This is a genomic window from Pseudomonas sp. CCOS 191 (genome assembly GCF_001007005.1).
Lineage (GTDB): Bacteria > Pseudomonadota > Gammaproteobacteria > Pseudomonadales > Pseudomonadaceae > Aquipseudomonas > Aquipseudomonas soli.
This window is the reverse complement of sequence record NZ_LN847264.1, coordinates 1,750,112-1,769,982: the sequence shown is the minus strand read 5'-3', so window position 1 is coordinate 1,769,982 and position 19,871 is coordinate 1,750,112. Positions and strand designations below refer to the sequence as shown.

The following is a 19,871-nucleotide window of genomic DNA, read 5'->3' as shown; positions in this document are numbered from 1 at the left end:
GGTCCGCTACTCACAACGCCAGAATCGGCGCGGACATCAGCAACAGCACTACCGCCGTGATACGCCACATCATGCTCTGCCCCTTTGGCGAGTCAAAAATTTAGCGTCAAATTAAATCACATGGCTTTGTGCTATTACCAATGGCTTTACACACTCAATTGGAGTGCTTGCTCAAGGCGGCATGGAAATGCGCGCTCTGTTGCAGGTATTTCTGGGTGTAGCTGTGGGTACCCGAGGCCTTGGCACCCTGCTCCACCTGGGCATGGGCTGGCAGAACGACGGAGGCAGAGATGGCGGAGGCGGCGATGAGTGGGAAGAGATTGAAGTTCATGCTGGCAGACCTCGACTTCGGTGGTTGACGTTGGCCCGTCGTGGGCCTTGGGTCAAAACTTACGCCGATGGGTCCGCCTGTAAAAATTCATTGCGGCAGTAGCCATTATCATGGCCATTGATAATTAAGGCGTGGAGGCAACCACGTGGGAGCGGGCTTGCCCCGCGATCGCAGGGCCGGCCTCATCGCGGGGCAAGCCCGCCCCCAAGCCAGAGGTTTTCAGCCCCTGCCATTATTCGAGGAACTTGAGGTCCGAAGGCGCCTGCTGCGTCAACTTCTGCACGGTGTCCTCCAGCTTGCCGCTGCGCGGATCGCGGCGCATGACCACGATCTGGTTGCTCTTCTGGTTCGCCACCAGCAGGTAGTTGCCACTGGGGTCTAGGGCAAACTCGCGGGGATGGTCGCCCTCGACCGAGCGGCGCTGCAGCAGTCCCAGTCGGCCATCATCCTTGCCTACCGCATACACCACGATCTCGTTGGCGGTGCCGCGATTGCTGACATAGAGGAAGCGGCCATCGGCCGACAGGTGCAGCCCACCCGCGGCCCTGGCCGCCGCATCCTTGCTGTCGGTCAGCGGCACGCGCTGGCGCTCGGTCAGAGCACCGTCCTGCACATCGAATACCACCACCTCGGCGCTCATCTCCAGCGTCAGGTAGACGTGCCGGCCCTTGGCGTCGAACAGCAGATGACGCGGGCCACTGCCCGGTGGCAACGCCACTGACGGCGGAATCGCCGGGCTCAGCGGATGCTCGGGGCTGGCACCGTCATAGCGGTAGATGAACACCTTGTCCGCGCCCAGGTCGCTGGCATACAGGTGGCGACCATCGGGCGACAGCACCAGCGAATGCACATGGGCACCGGCCTGGCGCTCGGGGTTGACCTTGCTTGGCGTGTGCCTGGCCTGCTGCACCACCGGCTTGAGCTTGCCGTCCCGGGCCACCGGAATCACCACCAGGCTACCACCGGGGTCGGGAGCGACGGCGTAGTTGGCGACGAACAGGTAGCGCTGGTCATGGCTCAGGCTGGCGTGGGTCGGCTCGTCGCCCTGGCTGGGCACCTGGTTCAGCAGCTTGATCTCGCCCTTGCTGCCCAGCGAGAAGCTGCTGACGTTGCCCTTGGGCGTTTCATTGACCGCGAACAGCTGGCGCTGGTCGGCAGACAGCACCAGCCATGAGGGGCTGACACTCTTGACCACCTGCCGAGGCTTGGCGTCGATCTGGCCAGTGCGAGCGTTGAAGTCGTAGCGGTAGATCCCTTCGCTGCCGTTGTCGGTGTAGCTGCCCACCAGCAACGTGGCGGCCTGGGCGTTGACTGACAAAGCCATGAGGCTAGCGGTCAGCAGGCGTGTCCATTTCCTGTTCATCGTCTTCTTCATCCGGGGCACGAAAAGCACTCATACAGACTAGACGATGCTCGCCTTCATCAGTGGCCAGGCTCCAGTCGTCGCCCGCACCATTGGCGGCAGCGATCTGCTCGGGGGTGAATGTCCAGCGGCGCAGTTGGCGGCCATCCATGCATTCGATGGTGAGACCGGATTCGTCTAGGGTGAAGTCGAAGGCGTGCAGGCCGTCGATCAGGAGCATGTCGCAGGCTGCGAGGGCGGTGGCGAGGGTCATGGGGACATCCGGGAAATTGGGCAGTCATTATAGCCATGGGGCTGCTTCGCAGCCCAATCGCCGGCAAGCCGGCTCCCACAGAGATCGCGCCATCTTCAAGGCCAGCGCATACCTGTGGGAGCCGGCTTGCCGGCGATTGGGCCGCGCAGCGGCCCCTTGCTGAGGATCAATGGGCGAAGATCGACCCGCCCTCCTTGCCCGCCAATTTCTCTGGCTTGATCAGGAACCGCGCCAGCGCCGGCAGCAGCCACAGGGCACCGAACATGTTCCACAGCAGCATGAAGGTCAGCATCAGGCCCATGTCGGCCTGGAACTTGATCGCCGAGAAGATCCAGGTGCACACGCCGATGGCCAGGCACAGGCCGGTGAACAGCACCGCCTTGCCGGTGGAGCGCAGGGTCTCGTAGTAGGCCTCCTGCAACGGCAGGCCGGCGCGCAGGAAGCTCTCCAGGCGGCTGTAGATGTAGATGCCGTAGTCCACGCCGATGCCCACGCCCAGCGCCACCACTGGCAGCGTGGCGACCTTCACGCCAATGCCCATGAAGGCCATCAGCGCGTTGCCCAGTACCGAGGTCAGCACCAGCGGCAGGACAATGCACAGGGTCGCGGCGAACGAACGGAAGGTGATCATGCACATCACCGCCACGCAGATGTACACGAGGATCAGGATGGTCAGCTCGGCCGACTTGATCACTTCGTTGGTGGCCGCCTCGATGCCGGCATTACCCGCCGCCAGGAGGAACTGCAGGCCTTCCTTGCTGTGGCTGTCGGCGAAGGCCTTGGCCGCGGCGGTGACCCGCTCCAGGGTCTCGGCCTTGTGATCGTTGAGGAACACCAGCACTGGCGCCAGCGAACAGTCGGCGTTGTACAGGCCGTCGGCACGGGCGATGGAGTTGTTGAGGATGTCCGGGTTGCGCGACAGGGTTTCCCATTTCAGGCTGCCCTCGTTCATGCCCTTGATGACCTGCTTGGACACGGTCACCAGGGAGATGGTCGACTGCACCCCGGGGGTGTTGTCCATGGTCCACATCAGCTCGTCGATCGGCGCCATGGTCGAGTGGATCGAGCAGCTCTCGGCCGGGGTCTTGACCATGATCACCAGCACATCGGAACTGGTCGAGTAGTTGCTGATGATGAAGCTGTTGTCCTGGTTGTAGCGCGAGTCCGGGCGCAGCTCCGGCGCGCCCTGGTCGAGGTCCCCGATCTTCAGGTTCTGGCTGTACCAGAGGCCTCCACCGAAGGCCAGCAGCGCCAGCACCACCGATACCGGCGCCACCTTGGGGCTGGCGAAGTTGGACAGCAGGCGCCAGAACGGATGCTCGCGGGTCGCATCCTTCTTGCTGCGGGCAATGGCCTTCTGGCTGATGCCGACGTAGCTGATCGCCACCGGCAGCAGGATCAGGTTGGTGAACACGATCACCGCCACGCCGATCGAGGCGCCGATGGCCAGCTCGCGGATTACGCCGATGTCGATGATCAGCAGGGTGATGAAGCCCACGGCATCGGCGAGGATGGCGATCATCCCCGGCAGGAACAGCTGGCGGAAGGTGCGCCGGGCCGCGGTCAGGGCGTTGTCGGCGTCACTGGATTGCAGGGCGATGCCGTTGATCTTCTGCACCCCGTGGGAAATGCCGATGGCGAAGATCAGGAACGGCACCAGCATCGAGTACGGGTCCAGGCCGAAGCCCACCGCATGCATCAGCCCCAACTGCCAGACCACCGCCACCAGGGTGGTGATGAGCACGGCGATGGTGCTGCGGATGCACCAGGTGAACCAGTACAGCAGCGCCCAGGTGATCACCAGCGCCACGCCGAAGAACATCGCCACCATCACCAGGCCATCGATCAGGTCACCGACCTTCTTGGCGAAACCGACGATGTGAATCTTCACGTTCGGGTTCTGCGCCTGGAACTTGTCGCGGATCTTCTCTTCCAGCTGGTGGGAGAACTGCTGGTAGTCGAGCTTGACCTGGCGCCCCGGATCCTGCGGGTCGGGATGGTTCTCCAGCAGCGGGATATCGATGATGCTGGACTTGAAGTTGTTGGCCACCAGGCGCCCCACCTGGCCCGACTTGAGCACGTAGTCGCGCAGGGTGTCGAGGCTGTCCTGGGAGCCATTGTAGGTATTGGGGATCACTTCGCCGCCGGAGAAGCCCTCTTCGGTGACCTCGCTCCAGCGCACGCTCGGGCTCCACAGCGACTTCAGCCCGGCGCGGTCGACACCGGGGATGTAGAACACCTCGTCATGGATCTGGCGCAGGGTCTCCATGTAGTCCTTGTCGAAGATGTCGCCGTTGACCGCCTCCACCGAGACGCGCACGGTGTTGCCGAGGTTGGCCAGGTCGTTGCGGTGCTCCATCATCTGCTCGATGAACGGATGCTGCAGCGGGATCATCTTCTCGAAGCTGGTGGACGGGCGGATCTGCGTTGCCTGCCAGAACAGGAACACGCTCACCAGCAGGCAGATGCCGATGACCACGGGGCGGTTGTTGAAGATCAGGCGTTCCAGCAGGGTGGCCTTGTCCTTGTGCTGCATGTCGAAGCTCTCCCGGCTGGTCATGGACGCGCCTCCTGGGTACCGTCGGCCGAGGCCAGGTGCACGCCCCCTTGCCCGACCAGCAACAGGCCGCCACCGCCCAGGCCGCTGACACCCGACAGGGCGATACGGTCGGCGCGGTTGCGCACGCTGAAGGTCTGGCCGTCGTCATGGCTGCGCAGCACGCTGCCGCCATTGCCGACCAGCACCAGGCTGCCGTCCTCGAGAAGCGTAGCGCTTGCCAGGCCGAATTCGAGCGGCCCGCGTTCGGCCTTGAGTTCGATCGGCTGCCAGCTATCGCCGAAATCGGTGGAGCGGAACAGGTTGCCGCGCAGGCCGTAGGCCAACAGGGTGTTGGGCTGGGCGGTGCCGATCACACCGAACAGTGAGCCCTCGTAAGGGCCTTGCACCGTCGTCCAGCTCTGACCGGCATCGCTGGAGCGGAACATGCTGCCCTGCTCGCCGACGATGAACAGACCGGCGTCCTTCACCTGGGTGATGGCGTTGAGGTGGAGCTGGTCGGGGTTGTCCAGGCGCTCGGCGACGTCCTGCCAGTGCTGGCCGCCATCGGTGGTCTCCAGCAGCGCGCCATAGGCGCCGACGGCAAAGCCATGTTGAGCATCGACGAAACGCACGTCGAGCAAGGGCGCTTCGCGGGACAGGTCTTCGAACTGCTTGCTCCAGGTCGCGCCGCCGTCGTTGCTGGCGAGGATCTGGGCGTCATGGCCGACCGCCCAGCCGCGCTTGTCGTCGAGGAAGAACACTGCGGTGAGCAGTTGCCGGGTGGGCACCCGGGCCTGGGTCCAGGTCTTGCCCTGGTCGTCGGAGAAGAGGATATGGCCGCGATCGCCGACCACCACCAGGCGCTGGCCGGCGTGGGTGGCGCCGATCAACAGGCTCTGGCTGGCCTTGGCCGACTCCACCGAGTATTCCTCGGCGGCCACCGCCGCCTCGGCATTGCCGGCGCCGATGCCCAGCACCAGTGCCAGCATCGCGCCTGCCGCCAGCCTGCGGCGTGGCGTAATCCGCTCTCTCATGACTGCCCCCTGTTGTGTTCTTGTGGTGGGTCAATCTATTGCCAGGCACTGCCGAAACCCCTGGTCCAGAGGCCTGGAATAGCTTCTGGCCATCGTATCGGGCTTGTCCGACAGAAAACAACGAGCGGGACGTTATGTTTTGTTAACCGCCAAAAGCATCGCGGGGCAAGCCCGCTCCCACGCCATCCTCAACTGGCGTGGGAGCGGCGATGCGGCGACCCGACTTGCCCCGCGATTGGTGTCGAACAGGCTTACGCCAGGCTCTTGCTCACCACCTCGTACACATCGCTGGACAGCGCACCGGACGCGAGAATTCGCTCCAGCTCGCCTTTCATCAGCGCCTGACGCTGGTCGTCATACTTGCGCCAGCGGGTCAGCGGGGCGAGTTGGCGCGAAGCGATCTGCGGGTTCAGCGCATTGAGCTCGATCACCAGGTCCGCCAGGAAGCGATACCCCGAACCGTCAGCGGCGTGGAAGTTGACCAGGTTCTGCCCGGCGAAACCACCGATCAGCGCGCGCACCTTGTTCGGGTTCTTCAGGGTGAAGGCCGGGTGCTGCATCAATGCCTTGACCCGCGCCAGGCCGCCCGGCAGGGTGCTGGCCGCCTGCACGCTGAACCACTGGTCCATGACCAGCGGGTTGTCCTTGAAGTGCTCGGCGAAGGCATCCAGGGCCTTGGCGCGCTCGGCCTCGAACGGCGAGTTGACCAGCACCGCCAAGGCGGTGAGACGCTCGGTCATGTTGTCGCAGTGCTCGTACTGCTCCAGGGTCGCCTCAAGCACCTGCGGCTTGCCGCTGAGCATCAGGTACGACAGGGCGATGTTCTGCAGGCTGCGGCGGGCGAAGTGCTCGGCCGAGGCCACATAGGCGGTCTTGCGCGAGACCTCGCGGTTGGCCTGGTAGCGCGCCCACAGGGCATCGAACAACTGCTCGGCGATCTGCCGGCGGGCGAACTCGCGGGCGGCGTGGATGGCATCCACATCGGCCACCTGGCTGATCTCGGTGAGGTAGGCCTCGCCCGGCAGCGAGAGCATCTCGGCGACCATGGCCGGGTCCAGCGACTCATTGCCAACCACAGTGCCCAGTGCGGTGATCAGGCGCTGGTCGAGGGACAGCGCTTCGCCACGCTGGTACTGGCCGATCAGTTCCTGGAGCACCTGCACGGCCAACTGCTGCCCCGCTTCCCAGCGGTTGAAGCCGTCGCTGTCGTGTTGCATGAGGAACATCAACTGGTCGCGGTCGTAGGGGAAGCTCAGCTTGACCGGTGCGCTGAAGCCGCGCAGCAGCGACGGCAGCGGCTGGCTGGCAATACCTTCGAAGGTGAAGGTCTGCTCGGCTTCGGTCACCGACAGCACGCGGCTGGTGCCAGCGGCGGCGCTTTCGCCGGCCAGGCGCAACGGCAGGTCGTTGCCTTGGGCATCCAGCAGGCCCAGCGCCACCGGGATCACGAATGGCAGTTTCTCGACCTGCCCCGGTGTCGGCGGGCAGCTCTGGCGGAAGGTCAGGCTGTAGCGCTGCGCGGCAGCGTCATAGGCCTCGCTGACCTCCAGGCGCGGGGTGCCGGCCTGGGTGTACCAGCGCTTGAACTGGGTCAGGTCGACGCCGTTGGCGTCTTCCATGGCCTTGATGAAGTCGTCGGTGGTAACCGCCTGGCCATCATGGCGCTCGAAGTACAGGTCGCTACCCTTGCGGAAGCCCTCGGCCCCCAGCAGGGTGTGGACCATGCCGACCACCTCGGCGCCCTTCTCGTACACCGTCAGGGTGTAGAAGTTGGAGATCTCGATGAAGCTGTCCGGGCGGATCGGGTGGGCCATGGGGCCGGCGTCTTCGGCGAACTGATGGGTACGCAGGTAGGCGACATCCTCGATGCGCTTGACCGTGCGCGAGTTCATGTCGGCGCTGAACTCGGCATCGCGGAACACCGTGAAGCCCTCCTTGAGCGACAGCTGGAACCAGTCGCGGCAGGTCACGCGGTTACCCGACCAGTTGTGGAAGTACTCGTGGGCCACCACGCCCTCGACCCGCTGGTGGGCGGCGTCGGTGGCGGTCTCGGCGCGGGCCAGCACGCAGCTCGAGTTGAAGATGTTCAGGCCCTTGTTTTCCATGGCGCCCATGTTGAAGTCGTTGACCGCGACGATCATGAAGATGTCCAGGTCATATTCACGGCCGTAGACTTCCTCGTCCCAGCGCATGGACTTCTTCAGGCTGACCATGGCGTGGTCGCACTTGTCGAGGTTTTCTTCCTCGACATAGATACGCAGGGTCACGTCGCGGCCGGACTGGCGGGTGAACTCGCTCTCGATGCACCACAAGTCACCGGCTACCAGGGCAAACAGGTAGGCCGGCTTCTTGAACGGGTCTTCCCAGGTCGCCCAGTGCCGGCCGTCATCCGCCGGGCCACTGCCCGTGGGGTTGCCGTTGGACAGCAGCACCGGATAGCGGTGCTGCTCGGCGATCACCGTGGTGGTGAAGGTGCTCATCACGTCCGGGCGGTCGAGGTAGTAGGTGATCTTGCGGAAGCCCTCGGCCTCGCACTGGGTGCAGAACATCTTGCCGGACTTGTACAGGCCTTCCAGTGCGGTGTTGCTTTCCGGGTGGATCTTCACGCTGGTATCCAGGGTGAAGCGTTCGGCCTTGGGATGCACGGTGAGGCTGTCGTCATCGAGCTGGTAGTCGCCGGCAGCAAGCGCCTGGTCGTCCAGTTGCACGCTCAACAGCTCCAGGTGCTGGCCATCGAGCACCAGCGGCGGCAGGCCGGCGCCGCGCTCGGGGTTGCGGCGCATGACCAGCTGCGCATGGACCAGGCTGTGGTCCTCGAACAGTTCGAAGGTCAGGTGGGTCTCGTCGATCAGGTACTCGGGGGCCTGATAGTCCTTGAGGTAGATCACTTGCGGTTGTTCGGTACGCATGGTGACGATCCTTTTACTGGAGCACGGCCAGCTGGTAGGCCGTGTACTTGCGAATGTTGATCACGCCTGTGTCGAAGATCAGGTACTGGCCCTTGATGCCCAGCAGCGTGCCTTCCACGACGGGATCCTTGTCGAGGTTGAAGCTGACGATCTTTTTCGGGTAGGCCTCGACCGGGTAGCGCATCTGCACCACCTCGGCGTCAGGCAGCGGCTGGATGGCCTGCAGGCCGAAGCGCTCCTGCAAAGCGCGGATGCCGTCGGCGCAGGCGTCGAAGATCTGTTCGCGGATAGCCGGCAGGTCGAGTACCTCGGCGTCGCCCTTGAGCAGCGCGCGCCAGTTGGTGCGGTCCGGTACCTGGCTGCGCAGCACGTCCTCGACCAGCCCGGATTGCTGGCGGGTGGCCACGCGCATGATCGGCAGCGCCTGGCTGGCGCCCTGGTCGAGCCAGCGGGTGGGCAGCTGCGTGGCGCGGGTGATGCCGACCTTGATGCCCGACGAGTTGGCCAGGTACACCACGTGGTCGGTCATGCAGAACTGCTCGCCCCACGACGGCTCGCGGCAGGTGCCGGCGTCGTAGTGGCAGCGTTCGGGGGCCATGATGCACACGTCGCACTGGGCCAGCTTGGTCATGCACGGGTAGCAATAGCCCTGGCTGAAGCTGGTCTTGGTGCGCTTGCCGCAATGGCTGCAGTGAATCGCGCCGAGGTACTCCAGGCGGATCGACTGGCCGATCAGCGGGTTGACCGGCACCTCGGTGTCATCCAGGCGGAAACTGTATTGAACGACCGGTGCGTCCAGGCGCACCGCCATCTTGCTCAGAGAGCCACGAGCGAGTTCGATCAATGTACCGAGTCCGACTTGAACAGGATGTTGGCGATCGGCGCCGACTTCGAGGCGCATTCCTGCGGCCCCATGTAGCCGGTGCGCTGCTCTTCGGGGAGGTTCTTGATCTCCCAGGCGATCACCGCCTGCAGCGACAGCTCCTTCTGTTCGGCGGTCAGCTTGCGGCCGTCGGACCATTTGCCGATTTCAACGGCCGTCTTCAGGCTCTCGTAGATCTCGGGGGTGATGTTTTCGATCATTTGCGCGAATGTGGACATGCTGTCTCCTCAGTCAGGCCGTCAGTTTACGCCTCGCCAGCGCGCCACCCAAGAGCCCCGTCAGGCATCCGATGAGCAACCCACCGACATGGGCGGCGTTGGCTATCTGGCCGAAGCCGAGCTGGCCGACCACGCCGCTCAGGCAGATCACCAGCCAGATCAGCATCATCACCAGCACGCCCTTGGGCAGGTTGAACTGCGGGTTCGGCGCCAGCCACTGGTACAGCCAGACATGCCCGAGCAAGCCGTAGAGCACGCCGGACAACCCGCCGAACAGGCTCGGCCCGCTGGTAAAATGCTGGGCCAGGTTGGATACCAGGCTGAACAGCAGCGTCAGCCCCAGCAACATCCACGGGCCCTGGCGCAGCTCAATGCGCTTGCCCAGCTCCCAATACCACAGGCCGTTCATGGCCAGGTGCAGCACGCCGAAGTGCAGCAGCATCGGTGACACCAGGCGCCACCACTGGCCTTCGGCGAGGCCCTGGAGCAAGGGGGTGAAGTACAGGTAGTCGCCCTGCACCTTGAACGACAGGAAGGTGAACCAGCCGATGGTCGAGAGGTTGTCACCCAGGCCGGTCACCCCGGCGACCACCAGGCTCAGGATCAGTACCGCAGTGGTGACCTTGCAGGCCAGGGCCTGCTCCTTCAACGAAGGCGCGGCCGGTGCGGTCGGCATGCCAGCGTCCACAGGTTCGGGCATGGCTTCAAGGTCGGCATTGCCCTCAGGGAAGCGCCGATAGAGTTCCAGTACGTCGTGGGCCATGGCCGGCGGCGCCCACAGCACCTGCTCCTCGCCCTCCTCCACTACCCGGTGCGGCACCTGCAGACGGCGCAGCAGGGCGACGAAACCGCTGAGATCGACCGCCAGCGGCAGGCGCAGCACTTCGATCACATTCATTGGCTGGCCTGCGGGCGGTCGACATCGACCCAGACGAACTTGTGCGGATCGATGCGGGTCTCGTCGTCCAGGCGGTAGGCTGCGAGCTTGCCGTAGAGCACGGCGCTGTAGTCCAGGCAGGCCAGGTTGTCGCGGATCGGCGCCGGCCGGCCACTGCGCCAGTAATGGCCGACGAACAGCAGCGGCTCGTCCTCGGCATAGCGCAGCAGGGCGTTCTTCTGGCTGTGACTGAGCGGCGTGCGGGCCACTTCGTCGGGCAGCGCGTCGGGCTGGAAGACGATGTCGCCGTAGGTCTGCGGGTCCTCTTCCCAGAACTTGGTGCGGAAGAAGGCGCGGGTCAGACCGTCGCCGCCGGTCAGGGTCAGGCCGTCCGGCAGGCGCATGTCGGTGCCGCGCAGCAAGCGGTTACACACTGTCGAGGCGAAGCTGCCGGACACTGCCGAGGCTTGCACGAAGTGCTCGTCGATGCACCCCGTGGGGTACTGCAGGCGCAACGGCTCGATCAGCCGTGGGTCCCAGCAGGCATGCACCAGGCGGAAGCGCCCGGCGTCGATGAACAGCGGCAGCTGGTAGAACCACTGGATGAAATCGTGCCAGTCGCCGGGGTGCTGGGCGAACTGGGTGAGGGTCTCGTCGATCAGCCGGGCATGGCGTGGGGTGTGCTCGCGCACATGGGCCTTGCCACTGCCCGGCAACGCCGGGGTGACCCAGCCCAGGGCGTTGTACTCATGGTTGCCCATGATGCAGAACGCCTGGCCGGCCTCGACCATGTCATGAACGATGTGCAGCGCCTCGCGGATGCGCGGACCGCGGTCGACGATGTCGCCCAGGAACAACGCCTGGCGCCGCGGATGCCGCCACACCCCACCGATGCGCTTGTAGCCGAGGGCGTCGAGCAAGCGTTCGAGGGTGAGCGCGCAACCGTGCACGTCACCGATGATGTCGAAACTGCGCGCCGGATCGAGCATCAGTCGTCCCTGCCGCCCAGGCGGCTGCCCCAGCCGAGCTTGGTGCGGCAGACCTCGTAGTAGTTATGATCCAGCGGATGGATCAGGCGCAGTTTCTGCGGTTTCTTACTCACCGTGATGGTGTCGCCGGGGGCACAGGTGAAGTGGTTCTGGCCGTCGCAGGAGACCTGCGGGTAGATCTGCAGGTCCTTGGACACGACGATCTTCAGCTCGCTGTTGCCGTCTACCACGATCGGCCGGCCGGACAAGGTATGTGGATACATCGGCACGATGACGATGGCGTCCAGCTTGGGGTGCATGATCGGGCCGCCGGCGGACAGCGCGTAGGCGGTGGAGCCGGTCGGAGTGGCGACGATCAGGCCGTCGGCCTTCTGGCTGCAGACGAACTGGCCGTCGATGTAGATCTCGAACTCGATCATCCGCGTCGACTTGCCCGGGTGCAGCACCACGTCGTTGAGCGCATCGCCCTGACCGATGGCCTCGTTGTGACGGCGCACCTCGGCCTGCAGCAGGAAGCGGTTCTCCACCAGGTAATGGCCGTCGAGCACCTCGGCGACCTTCTCCTCCAGCTCGTCAGGGCGGATATCGGTGAGGAAACCCAGGTTGCCGCGGTTGATCCCCAGCACCGGGATGTTGTGGCGGGCCAGGGCGCGGGCGGCGCCAAGCAGGCTGCCGTCGCCACCAACCACGATGACCAGGTCGCAGACCTCGCCCAGCAGTTTGCGCGTCGAGGTCTGCAGGCCGTGGCCCGGCAGGACTTCGGCGATGGTGTCCTCGAGGATCACGTGCAGGTGGCGCTCGAGGAGGAATTTTTTCAGTCGGCGAATGGTGTCGAGCACCTGGGAGCTGCCAAGGCGTCCGATGATACCGATATTGCGAAATTGCTCCATGGTGCTCCTGCAAGGCTCTGCGGCGGGGTGACAATGCCGGGATTATGGGCGAAAGGACCGGCCAGCGGCAAACCGGCTATGCTCGCAGGATGACGCCCTTCGCCGACCTCGAACCCCTGCCCCGCCAACTGCGTCACCCCGCGGTGCGCGACCTGGCCTGGGCGCTGCTGTCACCGCCGCTGCTGGAGGACGCCGCCTGCGCCCAGCGTCACCCGCTCAAGGGCAGCGCCTGGGCTGACGATCCGCAGGCCCTGGGCAGCTGGCTGGTCAGCCTCGACCAGGCCCCCGGGCCGCTGCTGGCCTGGCTGGCACGCCTGAACAGCCGGCGGCTCGGTCTGTACTACGAAAGCCTGTGGCAGTTCGCCCTGCACCAGGCACCGGGCATCGAACTGCTGGCGGCCAACCTGGCGATCCGTGACGGCGGGCATACTCTGGGCGAGCTGGACATTCTGCTGCGCGACCGCGAGGGCGATCATCATCTGGAGCTGGCCATCAAGCTCTACCTGGGACCGCCTGCCGACGACGGGCAGGACCCGGCAAACTGGCTAGGCCCCGGCTGCCATGACCGCCTCGGGACCAAGCTGGCGCACCTGACCGGGCATCAGTTGACCATCTCCGGCCAGCCTCATAGTCGCACCGCGCTGGCCGACCTGGGAATCGCCGAGGTCGAGGCCCAGCTATGGCTCGGCGGCTATCTGTTCTACCCCTGGCCCGGACATGCCGAAGCGCCTGCTGGCGCCCATCCGGCGCATTTGCGCGGGCACTGGCTGCATCGTCGGGACTGGGCGAACTACCTCGCGCACTGCCCTCCCGGACGTTGGCAGCCGCTGCCCCGGCATGGGTGGCTGGCGCCGGCGCGGGTCGAAGCAGGCAGTTGCTGGGCAGCCGAGCAGTTCGACCGCTGGTTGCAAGCATTGGATGAGGTGGCCCCGGCGCAGTTGCTGGTCAGGCTTGAAGAGGATGAAGACGGCGCCTGGCAGGAAGCCGAGCGGGTGTTTCTGGTGGCAGACAGGTGGCCACATCTTCCGCAGGGGTGACGGAGCAGACCAGCCTGCACGAGACATTCTTGCCTGCCCATATCAACACAATTTTTACACCGCCCCCGTACGATGACAGCCAGGCGCCGACAAGAGCGCCCTTTCCGACCTGATGACGAGGACCCACCATGGTTTCATCCACTCCCGCGACCCATTACGCGCGGCTGTCGATTGCCCTGCACTGGCTGATGCTGGTGCTGCTGGCCGCCGTCTACGCCTGCATCGAACTGCGCGGCCTGTTCCCCAAGGGCAGCGCCGAGCGTGACCTGATGAAAGACCTGCACTTCATGCTCGGGCTGACGGTGTTCGTGCTGGTCTGGCTGCGCCTGGCCATGCGCCTGTCGCGCCCCACTCCGCCGATCGTGCCCAGGCCACCGGCCTGGCAGACGGGGCTGTCGCACCTGGTACACCTGCTGCTGTACCTGATGATGATCGGCCTGCCGCTGGCCGGCTGGGCAATTCTCAGTGCCGCCGACAAGCCGATCCCGTTCTATGGCCTGGAGCTGCCGGCCATCGTCGGCGCGGATCCGGACCTGAGCAAGTTCATCAAGGGCTGGCATGAACGCATCGGCAGCTGGGGGTACTGGCTGATCGGCCTGCACGCGCTGGCCGGGCTCTATCACCACTATGTGCGACGCGACAACACGCTGTTGCGCATGCTGCCCTACAAGTAACCGCGTCGTCCCTGCAGGCCTCCGGTGTGCAGGAACACCAGGCGGGTGCCGGAGGCAAAACGCCCGGCCTCGACCCGGTCGCGCAGGGCCAGCAGGGCCTTGCCGGTATAGAGCGCCTCCAGCGGCATGCCGGCTTGCCGTTCGGTGTCGGCGATAAACGCCAGCAGCGCGTCATCGATACGGGCAAAGCCGCCACGGCTGGCGTCGTGCAACTGATAGCCGTGCGCACCCGCCAGCGCCGCGACGGTTTCCGGTACACCGTGGTCGAGGGGCACGGCCAGGGCGCCATGGACCACATGCCTGCCCGCCTCTTCCAGCACCATTCCGGCCAAGGTCGTGCCGGTGCCTGCCGCCAGCCACCAGGCGTCGTAGTCCGTCCAGCCGAGCGTTGCCAATTGCGCTCGGCATTGCGCGACGATCAAACCGCAGCCCTGCGCGCCAGCTTGTCCGCCACCGCCTTCAGGGATGCAGTGCCAACCCGGGTAGCGGGCCTGCCAGGGCTCCCAGAAGCCGGGCTCATGGCGGGCGCGGTAGCCGCCGAAACCGAGCCAGTGCAGTTCCATGCCCAGGGCTCGCAGGTCCTGTACCGTCGGTGTTTCCTGGGGGTGGCCACGCAATAGCCCAGCGGTGGCAAAGCCGAAGCGCTTGCCGGCGGCCGCCAGGGCGTGGAGATGGTTGGAATGGTTGCCACCCAGGCTGATCAGGCCCGGTGCATCGGCCTTGCGGGCCTGGAGCAGGTGATGACGCAGCTTGAACCATTTGTTGCCGCTGATCAGCGGGTCGATCAGGTCCAGGCGCAGGACCGCGGCATTTACGCCCGCATCGTGTAACCAAGGCAGGTCAAGGCGTTGCAGGGGGGCTTGGGGGAGAGAAAAATCAGACATGGAGGCAGTTTATCTGATCACGCAGATGCAGACGTGCTGCTCGTTGCCGTTGCCGTTGCCGTTGCCGTTGCCGTTGCCGTTGCCGTTGCCGATCGAGAGTTTATCCCAAGTTCCACTAGCGACAGCTGCGTCATCCCAGGCGCCGCCCGTAACTTCGCGACTTCAGGAGGCCGAACGCAGGTCTTGCGGAGGGAGGTGACGGGCATGGATGCCCGTCAAGCGCTGCGCCCCAGGATGGGGCGTTCAGCGCGGTCCTTCCGGGAGCAAGGCCGGAGTGAGGGAACCCGGAGCGAAGCGGAGGGCCGGATGAATGGAGCGAGGATTTTTTGGTTCCTTTTTGATCCTTCAAAAAGGGACCCGCCGTAAGGGCGGAAAGGTGAATAAGCGTCGACATCGCAAATGAATGCGCATAAAAAAATCAAAACAACCAACAACCAACAACCAACAACCAACAACCAATCTAGCACCAATAAAAAAACCCGCATCACTCTCGCAACACGGGTCCTTCAAAATCCAAACTCAAACCACCCAGATCACCGCTCCAGCAGAATCCGCAACATCCGCCGCAGCGGCTCCGCAGCCCCCCACAGCAACTGGTCACCAACGGTAAATGCCCCGAGATACTGCGACCCCATGTTCAGCTTGCGCAAACGCCCGACCGGCACGTTCAGGGTCCCGGTCACCTGGGTAGGGCTCAGCTCCTGCATGCTGATCTCACGCTGATTCGGCACCAGCTTCACCCAAGGGTTGTGCTGGCTGATCATGCCTTCGATATCCGCCAAAGGCACATCCTTGTTCAGCTTGATGGTCAGCGCCTGGCTGTGGCAACGCATGGCGCCAATCCGCACGCAGATACCGTCGACCGGAATCGGGCTCTTGAAGCGCCCGAGGATCTTGTTGGTCTCGGCCTGGGCCTTCCACTCTTCACGGCTCTGGCCGTTCGGCAGTTCCTTGTCGATCCACGGGATCAGGCTGCCGGCCAGCGGCACGCCGAAGTTGTCGGTCGGGAAGCCTTCGCCACGCATGGCCTCGGCCACCTTGCGGTCGATGTCGAGGATGGCGCTGGCCGGGTTGGCCAGGTCGTCGGCGACCGCCGCGTGAATACCGCCCATCTGCTTGATCAGCTCACGCATGTTCTGCGCGCCGGCACCAGAAGCCGCCTGATAGGTCATGGCACTCATCCACTCGACCAGGCCGGCTTCGAACAGGCCGCCCAGGCCCATCAGCATCAGGCTGACGGTGCAGTTGCCGCCGATGTAGTTCTTGGTGCCCGCATCCAGCTGCTGGTCGATGACCTTGCGGTTGACCGGATCAAGGATGATCACCGCGTCGTCCTGCATGCGCAGGGACGAGGCCGCGTCGATCCAGTAACCCTGCCAGCCGGCTTCGCGCAGCTTGGGGAACACTTCGTTGGTGTAGTCGCCGCCCTGGCAGGTCAGGATGACGTCGAGGGTCTTGAGCTCTTCGATGTTGTAGGCATCCTTGAGCGGCGCAATGTCCTTGCCCACCGCCGGGCCTTGGCCACCGACATTGGAGGTGGTGAAGAACACCGGCTCGATCAGGTCGAAGTCCTGCTCTTCGAGCATCCGCTGCATGAGCACGGAACCGACCATTCCACGCCAACCGATCAGACCTACACGTTTCATCGCAACTACACCTTTGCTAAAAGTGGGCCGCCACCGGGAGTTTTGGATGGCGGGCCAGAGAGATTACAGATTCCGCAGCGCTGCGACTACTGCGTCGCCCATTTCCTGCGTACCGACCTTGCGGCAACCTTCGGAGAAGATGTCACCGGTGCGCAAGCCCTGGTCCAGCACCAGGCTCACCGCCTGCTCGATCGCCTCGGCGGCGGCCGTCTGGTTGAAGCTGTAGCGCAGCATCATCGACACCGAGAGAATGGTCGCCAGCGGGTTGGCGATGCCCTGCCCGGCGATGTCCGGCGCCGAACCGTGGCACGGCTCGTACATGCCCTTGTTGTCGGCATCCAGCGACGCCGACGGCAGCATGCCGATGGAACCGGTGAGCATGGAAGCTTCATCCGACAGGATGTCGCCGAACATGTTGTCGGTCACCACCACATCGAACTGCTTGGGCGCGCGCACCAGCTGCATGGCGGCGTTGTCGACGTACATGTGGCTCAGCTCGACGTCCGGGTAGTCCTTGGCCACTTCCTCGACCACTTCGCGCCACAGCTGGCTGGAAGCCAGGACATTGGCCTTGTCCACCGAGCACAGTTTCTTGCCGCGTACACGGGCCATGTCGAAGCCGACGCGGGCGATGCGGCGCACTTCGCTTTCGCTGTACGGCAGGGTGTCGTACGCCTGGCGCTCGCCGCCTTCCAGCTCGCGCTGGCCGCGTGGCGCGCCGAAGTAGATGCCGCCGGTCAGCTCGCGGACGATGAGGATGTCCAGGCCAGCGACGATCTCTGGCTTGAGCGACGAAGCGTCGGCCAGTTGCGGATAGAGGATGGCCGGACGCAGGTTGGCGAACAGGCCCAGTTGCGAGCGGATCTTCAGCAAGCCGCGCTCCGGGCGGATGTCACGCTCGATCTTGTCCCACTTCGGGCCACCCACGGCGCCCAGCAGCACGGCGTCAGCCTGGCGGGCACGCTCCAGGGTCTCGTCGGCCAGCGGCACGCCGTGCTTGTCGATGGCCGCGCCACCGATCACGTCGTGGGTGAGGCTGAAGCCGAGCTGGAACTTGTCGTTGGCCAGTTCCAGCACCTTGACCGCCTCGGCCATGATTTCCGGACCGATGCCATCACCTGGGAGAATCAGAATCTGCTTGCTCATGCTTTCCTCTATCCAATCAAGCGGCGCGCCCTGTCGGCGCGCCGATAAACTCAGTGTCCAACGGGCCTCATCGCGGGGCAAGCCCGCTTCCACGCGTGGTGATGAGGCCTTCGATCAATCGCGGAACAACCACGGCTGGCTGGCGCGGTGCTTGCCCTCGAACACCTTGATCGCATCGCTGTCCTGCAGGGTCAGGCCGATATCGTCCAGGCCGTTGAGCAGGCAGTGCTTGCGGAACGCGTCGATCTCGAACTTCAGCACTTTGCCGTCCGGACGGGTCACGGCCTGGGCGTCGAGGTCGATGGTCAACTGGTAGCCCGGGTTGGCCTCGACCTGTTTGAACAGCTCGTCGACCTCGACGGCGTCGAGAATGATCGGCAACAGGCCATTCTTGAAGCTGTTGTTGAAGAAGATGTCAGCGAAGCTCGGCGCGATCACGCTGCGGAAACCGTACTCGTCGAGTGCCCACGGGGCATGCTCGCGGCTCGAGCCGCAACCGAAGTTCTCCCGCGCCAGCAGCACGCTGGCACCTTGGTAGCGCGCGTGGTTGAGCACGAAGTCCTGGTTCAACGGGCGCTTGCTGTTGTCCTGGTAAGGCTGGCCGACGTCCAGGTAGCGCCATTCATCGAACAGGTTGGGGCCGAAGCCGGTGCGCTTGATCGACTTGAGGAACTGCTTGGGGATGATCTGGTCGGTGTCGACGTTGGCACGATCCAATGGCGCGACGAGGCCAGTGTGTTGGGTAAAGGCTTTCATGCTGCGCTCCCTTGGATCAACTCGCGGACATCGATGAAGTGGCCGGTCACCGCGGCGGCGGCGGCCATGGCCGGGCTGACCAGGTGGGTACGGCCACCGGCGCCCTGACGACCTTCGAAGTTGCGGTTGGAGGTGGACGCGCAGTGCTCGCCACTTTCCAGGCGGTCCGGGTTCATCGCCAGGCACATCGAGCAGCCCGGTTCACGCCACTCGAAGCCGGCCTCGAGGAAAATCTTGTCCAGCCCTTCGCGCTCGGCCTGGGCCTTGACCAGGCCCGAGCCCGGCACCACCAGCGCCTGCTTGACGTTGGCGGCGACCTTGCGACCCTTGGCGATCTCGGCGGCGGCGCGCAGGTCTTCGATGCGCGAGTTGGTGCACGAGCCGATGAACACGCGGTCGAGCTGGATATCGGTGATCGCCTGGTTGGCGGCCAGGCCCATGTACTTGAGGGCGCGCTCGATCGAGCCGCGCTTGATCAGGTCGGGCTCGGCGGCCGGGTCCGGCACGCGCTGGTCGACGGCCAGGACCATCTCCGGCGAAGTGCCCCAGCTGACCTGCGGTTTGATCTGCGCGGCATCGAGCTCGACCACGGTGTCGAACACGGCGTCGGCGTCCGACACCAGGCCTTTCCAGGCCTCGACGGCCTGCGTCCACTGCTCGCCCTTCGGCGCGTACGGACGGCCTTCGACATAGGCGACGGTAGTGCCGTCGACAGCCACCAGCCCCACACGGGCACCGGCTTCGATGGACATGTTGCAGATGGTCATGCGGCCTTCCATCGACAGCTCGCGGATGGCGCTGCCGGCGAACTCCATGGCGTGGCCGTTACCGCCGGCGGTGCCGATCTTGCCGATCACGGCGAGGACGATGTCCTTGGCAGTGACGCCGGCGGGCAATTGGCCTTCGACGCGTACCAGCATGTTCTTCATCTTCTTGGCCACCAGGCACTGGGTGGCGAGCACGTGCTCGACCTCGGAAGTGCCGATGCCATGGGCCAGGGCGCCAAATGCGCCATGGGTGGAGGTGTGCGAGTCGCCGCAGACCACGGTCATGCCCGGCAAGGTCGCGCCCTGCTCCGGGCTGATGACATGGACGATACCCTGACGCTCGTCATTCATCTTGAATTCGACGATGCCATATTCGTCACAGTTCTCATCGAGGGTCTGCACCTGAAGGCGCGACACCTGGTCGGCAATGGCCTCGATACCGCCCTTGCGCTCCGGCGTGGTCGGTACGTTGTGGTCAGGGGTGGCAATGTTGGCATCGATGCGCCACGGCTTGCGGCTGGCCAGGCGCAGGCCTTCGAAAGCCTGGGGCGAGGTCACTTCGTGGATGATATGGCGATCGATGTAGATCAAGGACGAGCCGTCATCGCGGCGCTTGACCTCATGAGCTTCCCAGAGTTTGTCGTAGAGCGTTTTGCCAGCCATCAGACTGTTCCT

Annotated in this window: 18 protein-coding genes; 2 read left to right on the top strand and 16 right to left on the bottom strand. The window is 64.7% G+C overall.

Annotated features, from left to right (window positions below):
* Nucleotides 1–154: 154 nt before the first annotated feature.
* The 11 genes from CCOS191_RS28120 to CCOS191_RS07970 all read right to left on the bottom strand — a co-directional run bounded on the left by CCOS191_RS28120 (nucleotide 155) and on the right by CCOS191_RS07970 (nucleotide 12,286).
* Entirely contained in the window at nucleotides 155–331 is a 177-nt protein-coding gene (locus tag CCOS191_RS28120; protein ID WP_172670879.1) for a hypothetical protein, read from the bottom strand.
* A gap of 232 nt (nucleotides 332–563) precedes the next feature.
* Nucleotides 564–1,694: a lactonase family protein gene (locus CCOS191_RS08015; RefSeq protein ID WP_172670878.1), complete on the bottom strand. Its 1,131-nt coding sequence runs from the start codon at nucleotides 1,692–1,694 to the stop codon at nucleotides 564–566.
* A complete protein-coding gene (locus CCOS191_RS08010) occupies nucleotides 1,660–1,947 on the bottom strand; it encodes a DUF5629 family protein (RefSeq protein WP_046854731.1) in 288 nt (95 codons plus the stop codon). The genes CCOS191_RS08015 and CCOS191_RS08010 overlap by 35 nt, the downstream gene beginning before the upstream one ends.
* A gap of 166 nt (nucleotides 1,948–2,113) precedes the next feature.
* Nucleotides 2,114–4,507 carry an efflux RND transporter permease subunit gene (locus tag CCOS191_RS08005; RefSeq protein WP_046854730.1) on the bottom strand — a complete coding sequence of 798 codons (2,394 nt, stop codon included), beginning with the start codon at nucleotides 4,505–4,507 and terminating at the stop codon, nucleotides 2,114–2,116.
* Nucleotides 4,504–5,520 carry a WD40/YVTN/BNR-like repeat-containing protein gene (locus CCOS191_RS08000; RefSeq protein WP_046854729.1) on the bottom strand — a complete coding sequence of 339 codons (1,017 nt, stop codon included), beginning with the start codon at nucleotides 5,518–5,520 and terminating at the stop codon, nucleotides 4,504–4,506. The genes CCOS191_RS08005 and CCOS191_RS08000 overlap by 4 nt, the downstream gene beginning before the upstream one ends.
* Before the next feature lie 251 nt (nucleotides 5,521–5,771).
* A complete protein-coding gene (pepN, locus tag CCOS191_RS07995) occupies nucleotides 5,772–8,429 on the bottom strand; it encodes an aminopeptidase N (protein ID WP_046854728.1) in 2,658 nt (885 codons plus the stop codon).
* Between the two features lie 13 nt (nucleotides 8,430–8,442).
* On the bottom strand, nucleotides 8,443–9,273 hold the full coding sequence (locus tag CCOS191_RS07990; protein ID WP_046854727.1) for a DUF2797 domain-containing protein: 831 nt from the start codon (nucleotides 9,271–9,273) through the stop codon (nucleotides 8,443–8,445).
* Nucleotides 9,270–9,530 carry a YeaC family protein gene (locus tag CCOS191_RS07985; protein WP_023630887.1) on the bottom strand — a complete coding sequence of 87 codons (261 nt, stop codon included), beginning with the start codon at nucleotides 9,528–9,530 and terminating at the stop codon, nucleotides 9,270–9,272. Before CCOS191_RS07985 ends, CCOS191_RS07990 begins: the two co-directional genes overlap by 4 nt.
* Nucleotides 9,531–9,543: 13 nt before the next feature.
* Nucleotides 9,544–10,428, bottom strand: coding sequence for a rhomboid family intramembrane serine protease (locus CCOS191_RS07980; protein WP_046854726.1), 885 nt, complete (start codon nucleotides 10,426–10,428; stop codon nucleotides 9,544–9,546).
* A complete protein-coding gene (locus CCOS191_RS07975) occupies nucleotides 10,425–11,396 on the bottom strand; it encodes a metallophosphoesterase (RefSeq protein WP_046854725.1) in 972 nt (323 codons plus the stop codon). Before CCOS191_RS07975 ends, CCOS191_RS07980 begins: the two co-directional genes overlap by 4 nt.
* On the bottom strand, nucleotides 11,396–12,286 hold the full coding sequence (locus CCOS191_RS07970; protein WP_011532967.1) for an NAD(+) kinase: 891 nt from the start codon (nucleotides 12,284–12,286) through the stop codon (nucleotides 11,396–11,398). Before CCOS191_RS07970 ends, CCOS191_RS07975 begins: the two co-directional genes overlap by 1 nt.
* A gap of 44 nt (nucleotides 12,287–12,330) precedes the next feature.
* Between CCOS191_RS07970 and CCOS191_RS07965 the strand changes: the two genes are divergently transcribed.
* Entirely contained in the window at nucleotides 12,331–13,323 is a 993-nt protein-coding gene (locus CCOS191_RS07965; protein WP_046854724.1) for a DUF1853 family protein, read from the top strand.
* Between the two features lie 128 nt (nucleotides 13,324–13,451).
* Nucleotides 13,452–13,997: a cytochrome b gene (locus CCOS191_RS07960; protein ID WP_046854723.1), complete on the top strand. Its 546-nt coding sequence runs from the start codon at nucleotides 13,452–13,454 to the stop codon at nucleotides 13,995–13,997.
* Here CCOS191_RS07960 and CCOS191_RS07955 read toward each other — a convergent pair.
* From CCOS191_RS07955 to leuC, 5 genes are all read right to left on the bottom strand, one after another.
* Nucleotides 13,988–14,881 (bottom strand): 1-aminocyclopropane-1-carboxylate deaminase/D-cysteine desulfhydrase, encoded by an 894-nt coding sequence (locus CCOS191_RS07955; protein ID WP_046854722.1) that lies wholly within the window; start codon nucleotides 14,879–14,881, stop codon nucleotides 13,988–13,990. The two genes, CCOS191_RS07960 and CCOS191_RS07955, sit on opposite strands and share 10 nt — an antisense overlap.
* A 533-nt stretch (nucleotides 14,882–15,414) precedes the next feature.
* On the bottom strand, nucleotides 15,415–16,527 hold the full coding sequence (gene asd / locus CCOS191_RS07950; protein WP_023630514.1) for an aspartate-semialdehyde dehydrogenase: 1,113 nt from the start codon (nucleotides 16,525–16,527) through the stop codon (nucleotides 15,415–15,417).
* A gap of 63 nt (nucleotides 16,528–16,590) precedes the next feature.
* Complete coding sequence (gene leuB / locus CCOS191_RS07945) at nucleotides 16,591–17,673, bottom strand: 3-isopropylmalate dehydrogenase (protein ID WP_046854721.1); 1,083 nt, start codon at nucleotides 17,671–17,673, stop codon at nucleotides 16,591–16,593.
* Nucleotides 17,674–17,787: 114 nt separating this feature from the next.
* Entirely contained in the window at nucleotides 17,788–18,429 is a 642-nt protein-coding gene (gene leuD, locus CCOS191_RS07940; protein ID WP_046854720.1) for a 3-isopropylmalate dehydratase small subunit, read from the bottom strand.
* Nucleotides 18,426–19,859: a 3-isopropylmalate dehydratase large subunit gene (leuC, locus tag CCOS191_RS07935; protein WP_046854719.1), complete on the bottom strand. Its 1,434-nt coding sequence runs from the start codon at nucleotides 19,857–19,859 to the stop codon at nucleotides 18,426–18,428. Before leuC ends, leuD begins: the two co-directional genes overlap by 4 nt.
* Between the last annotated feature and the right edge of the window lie 12 nt (nucleotides 19,860–19,871).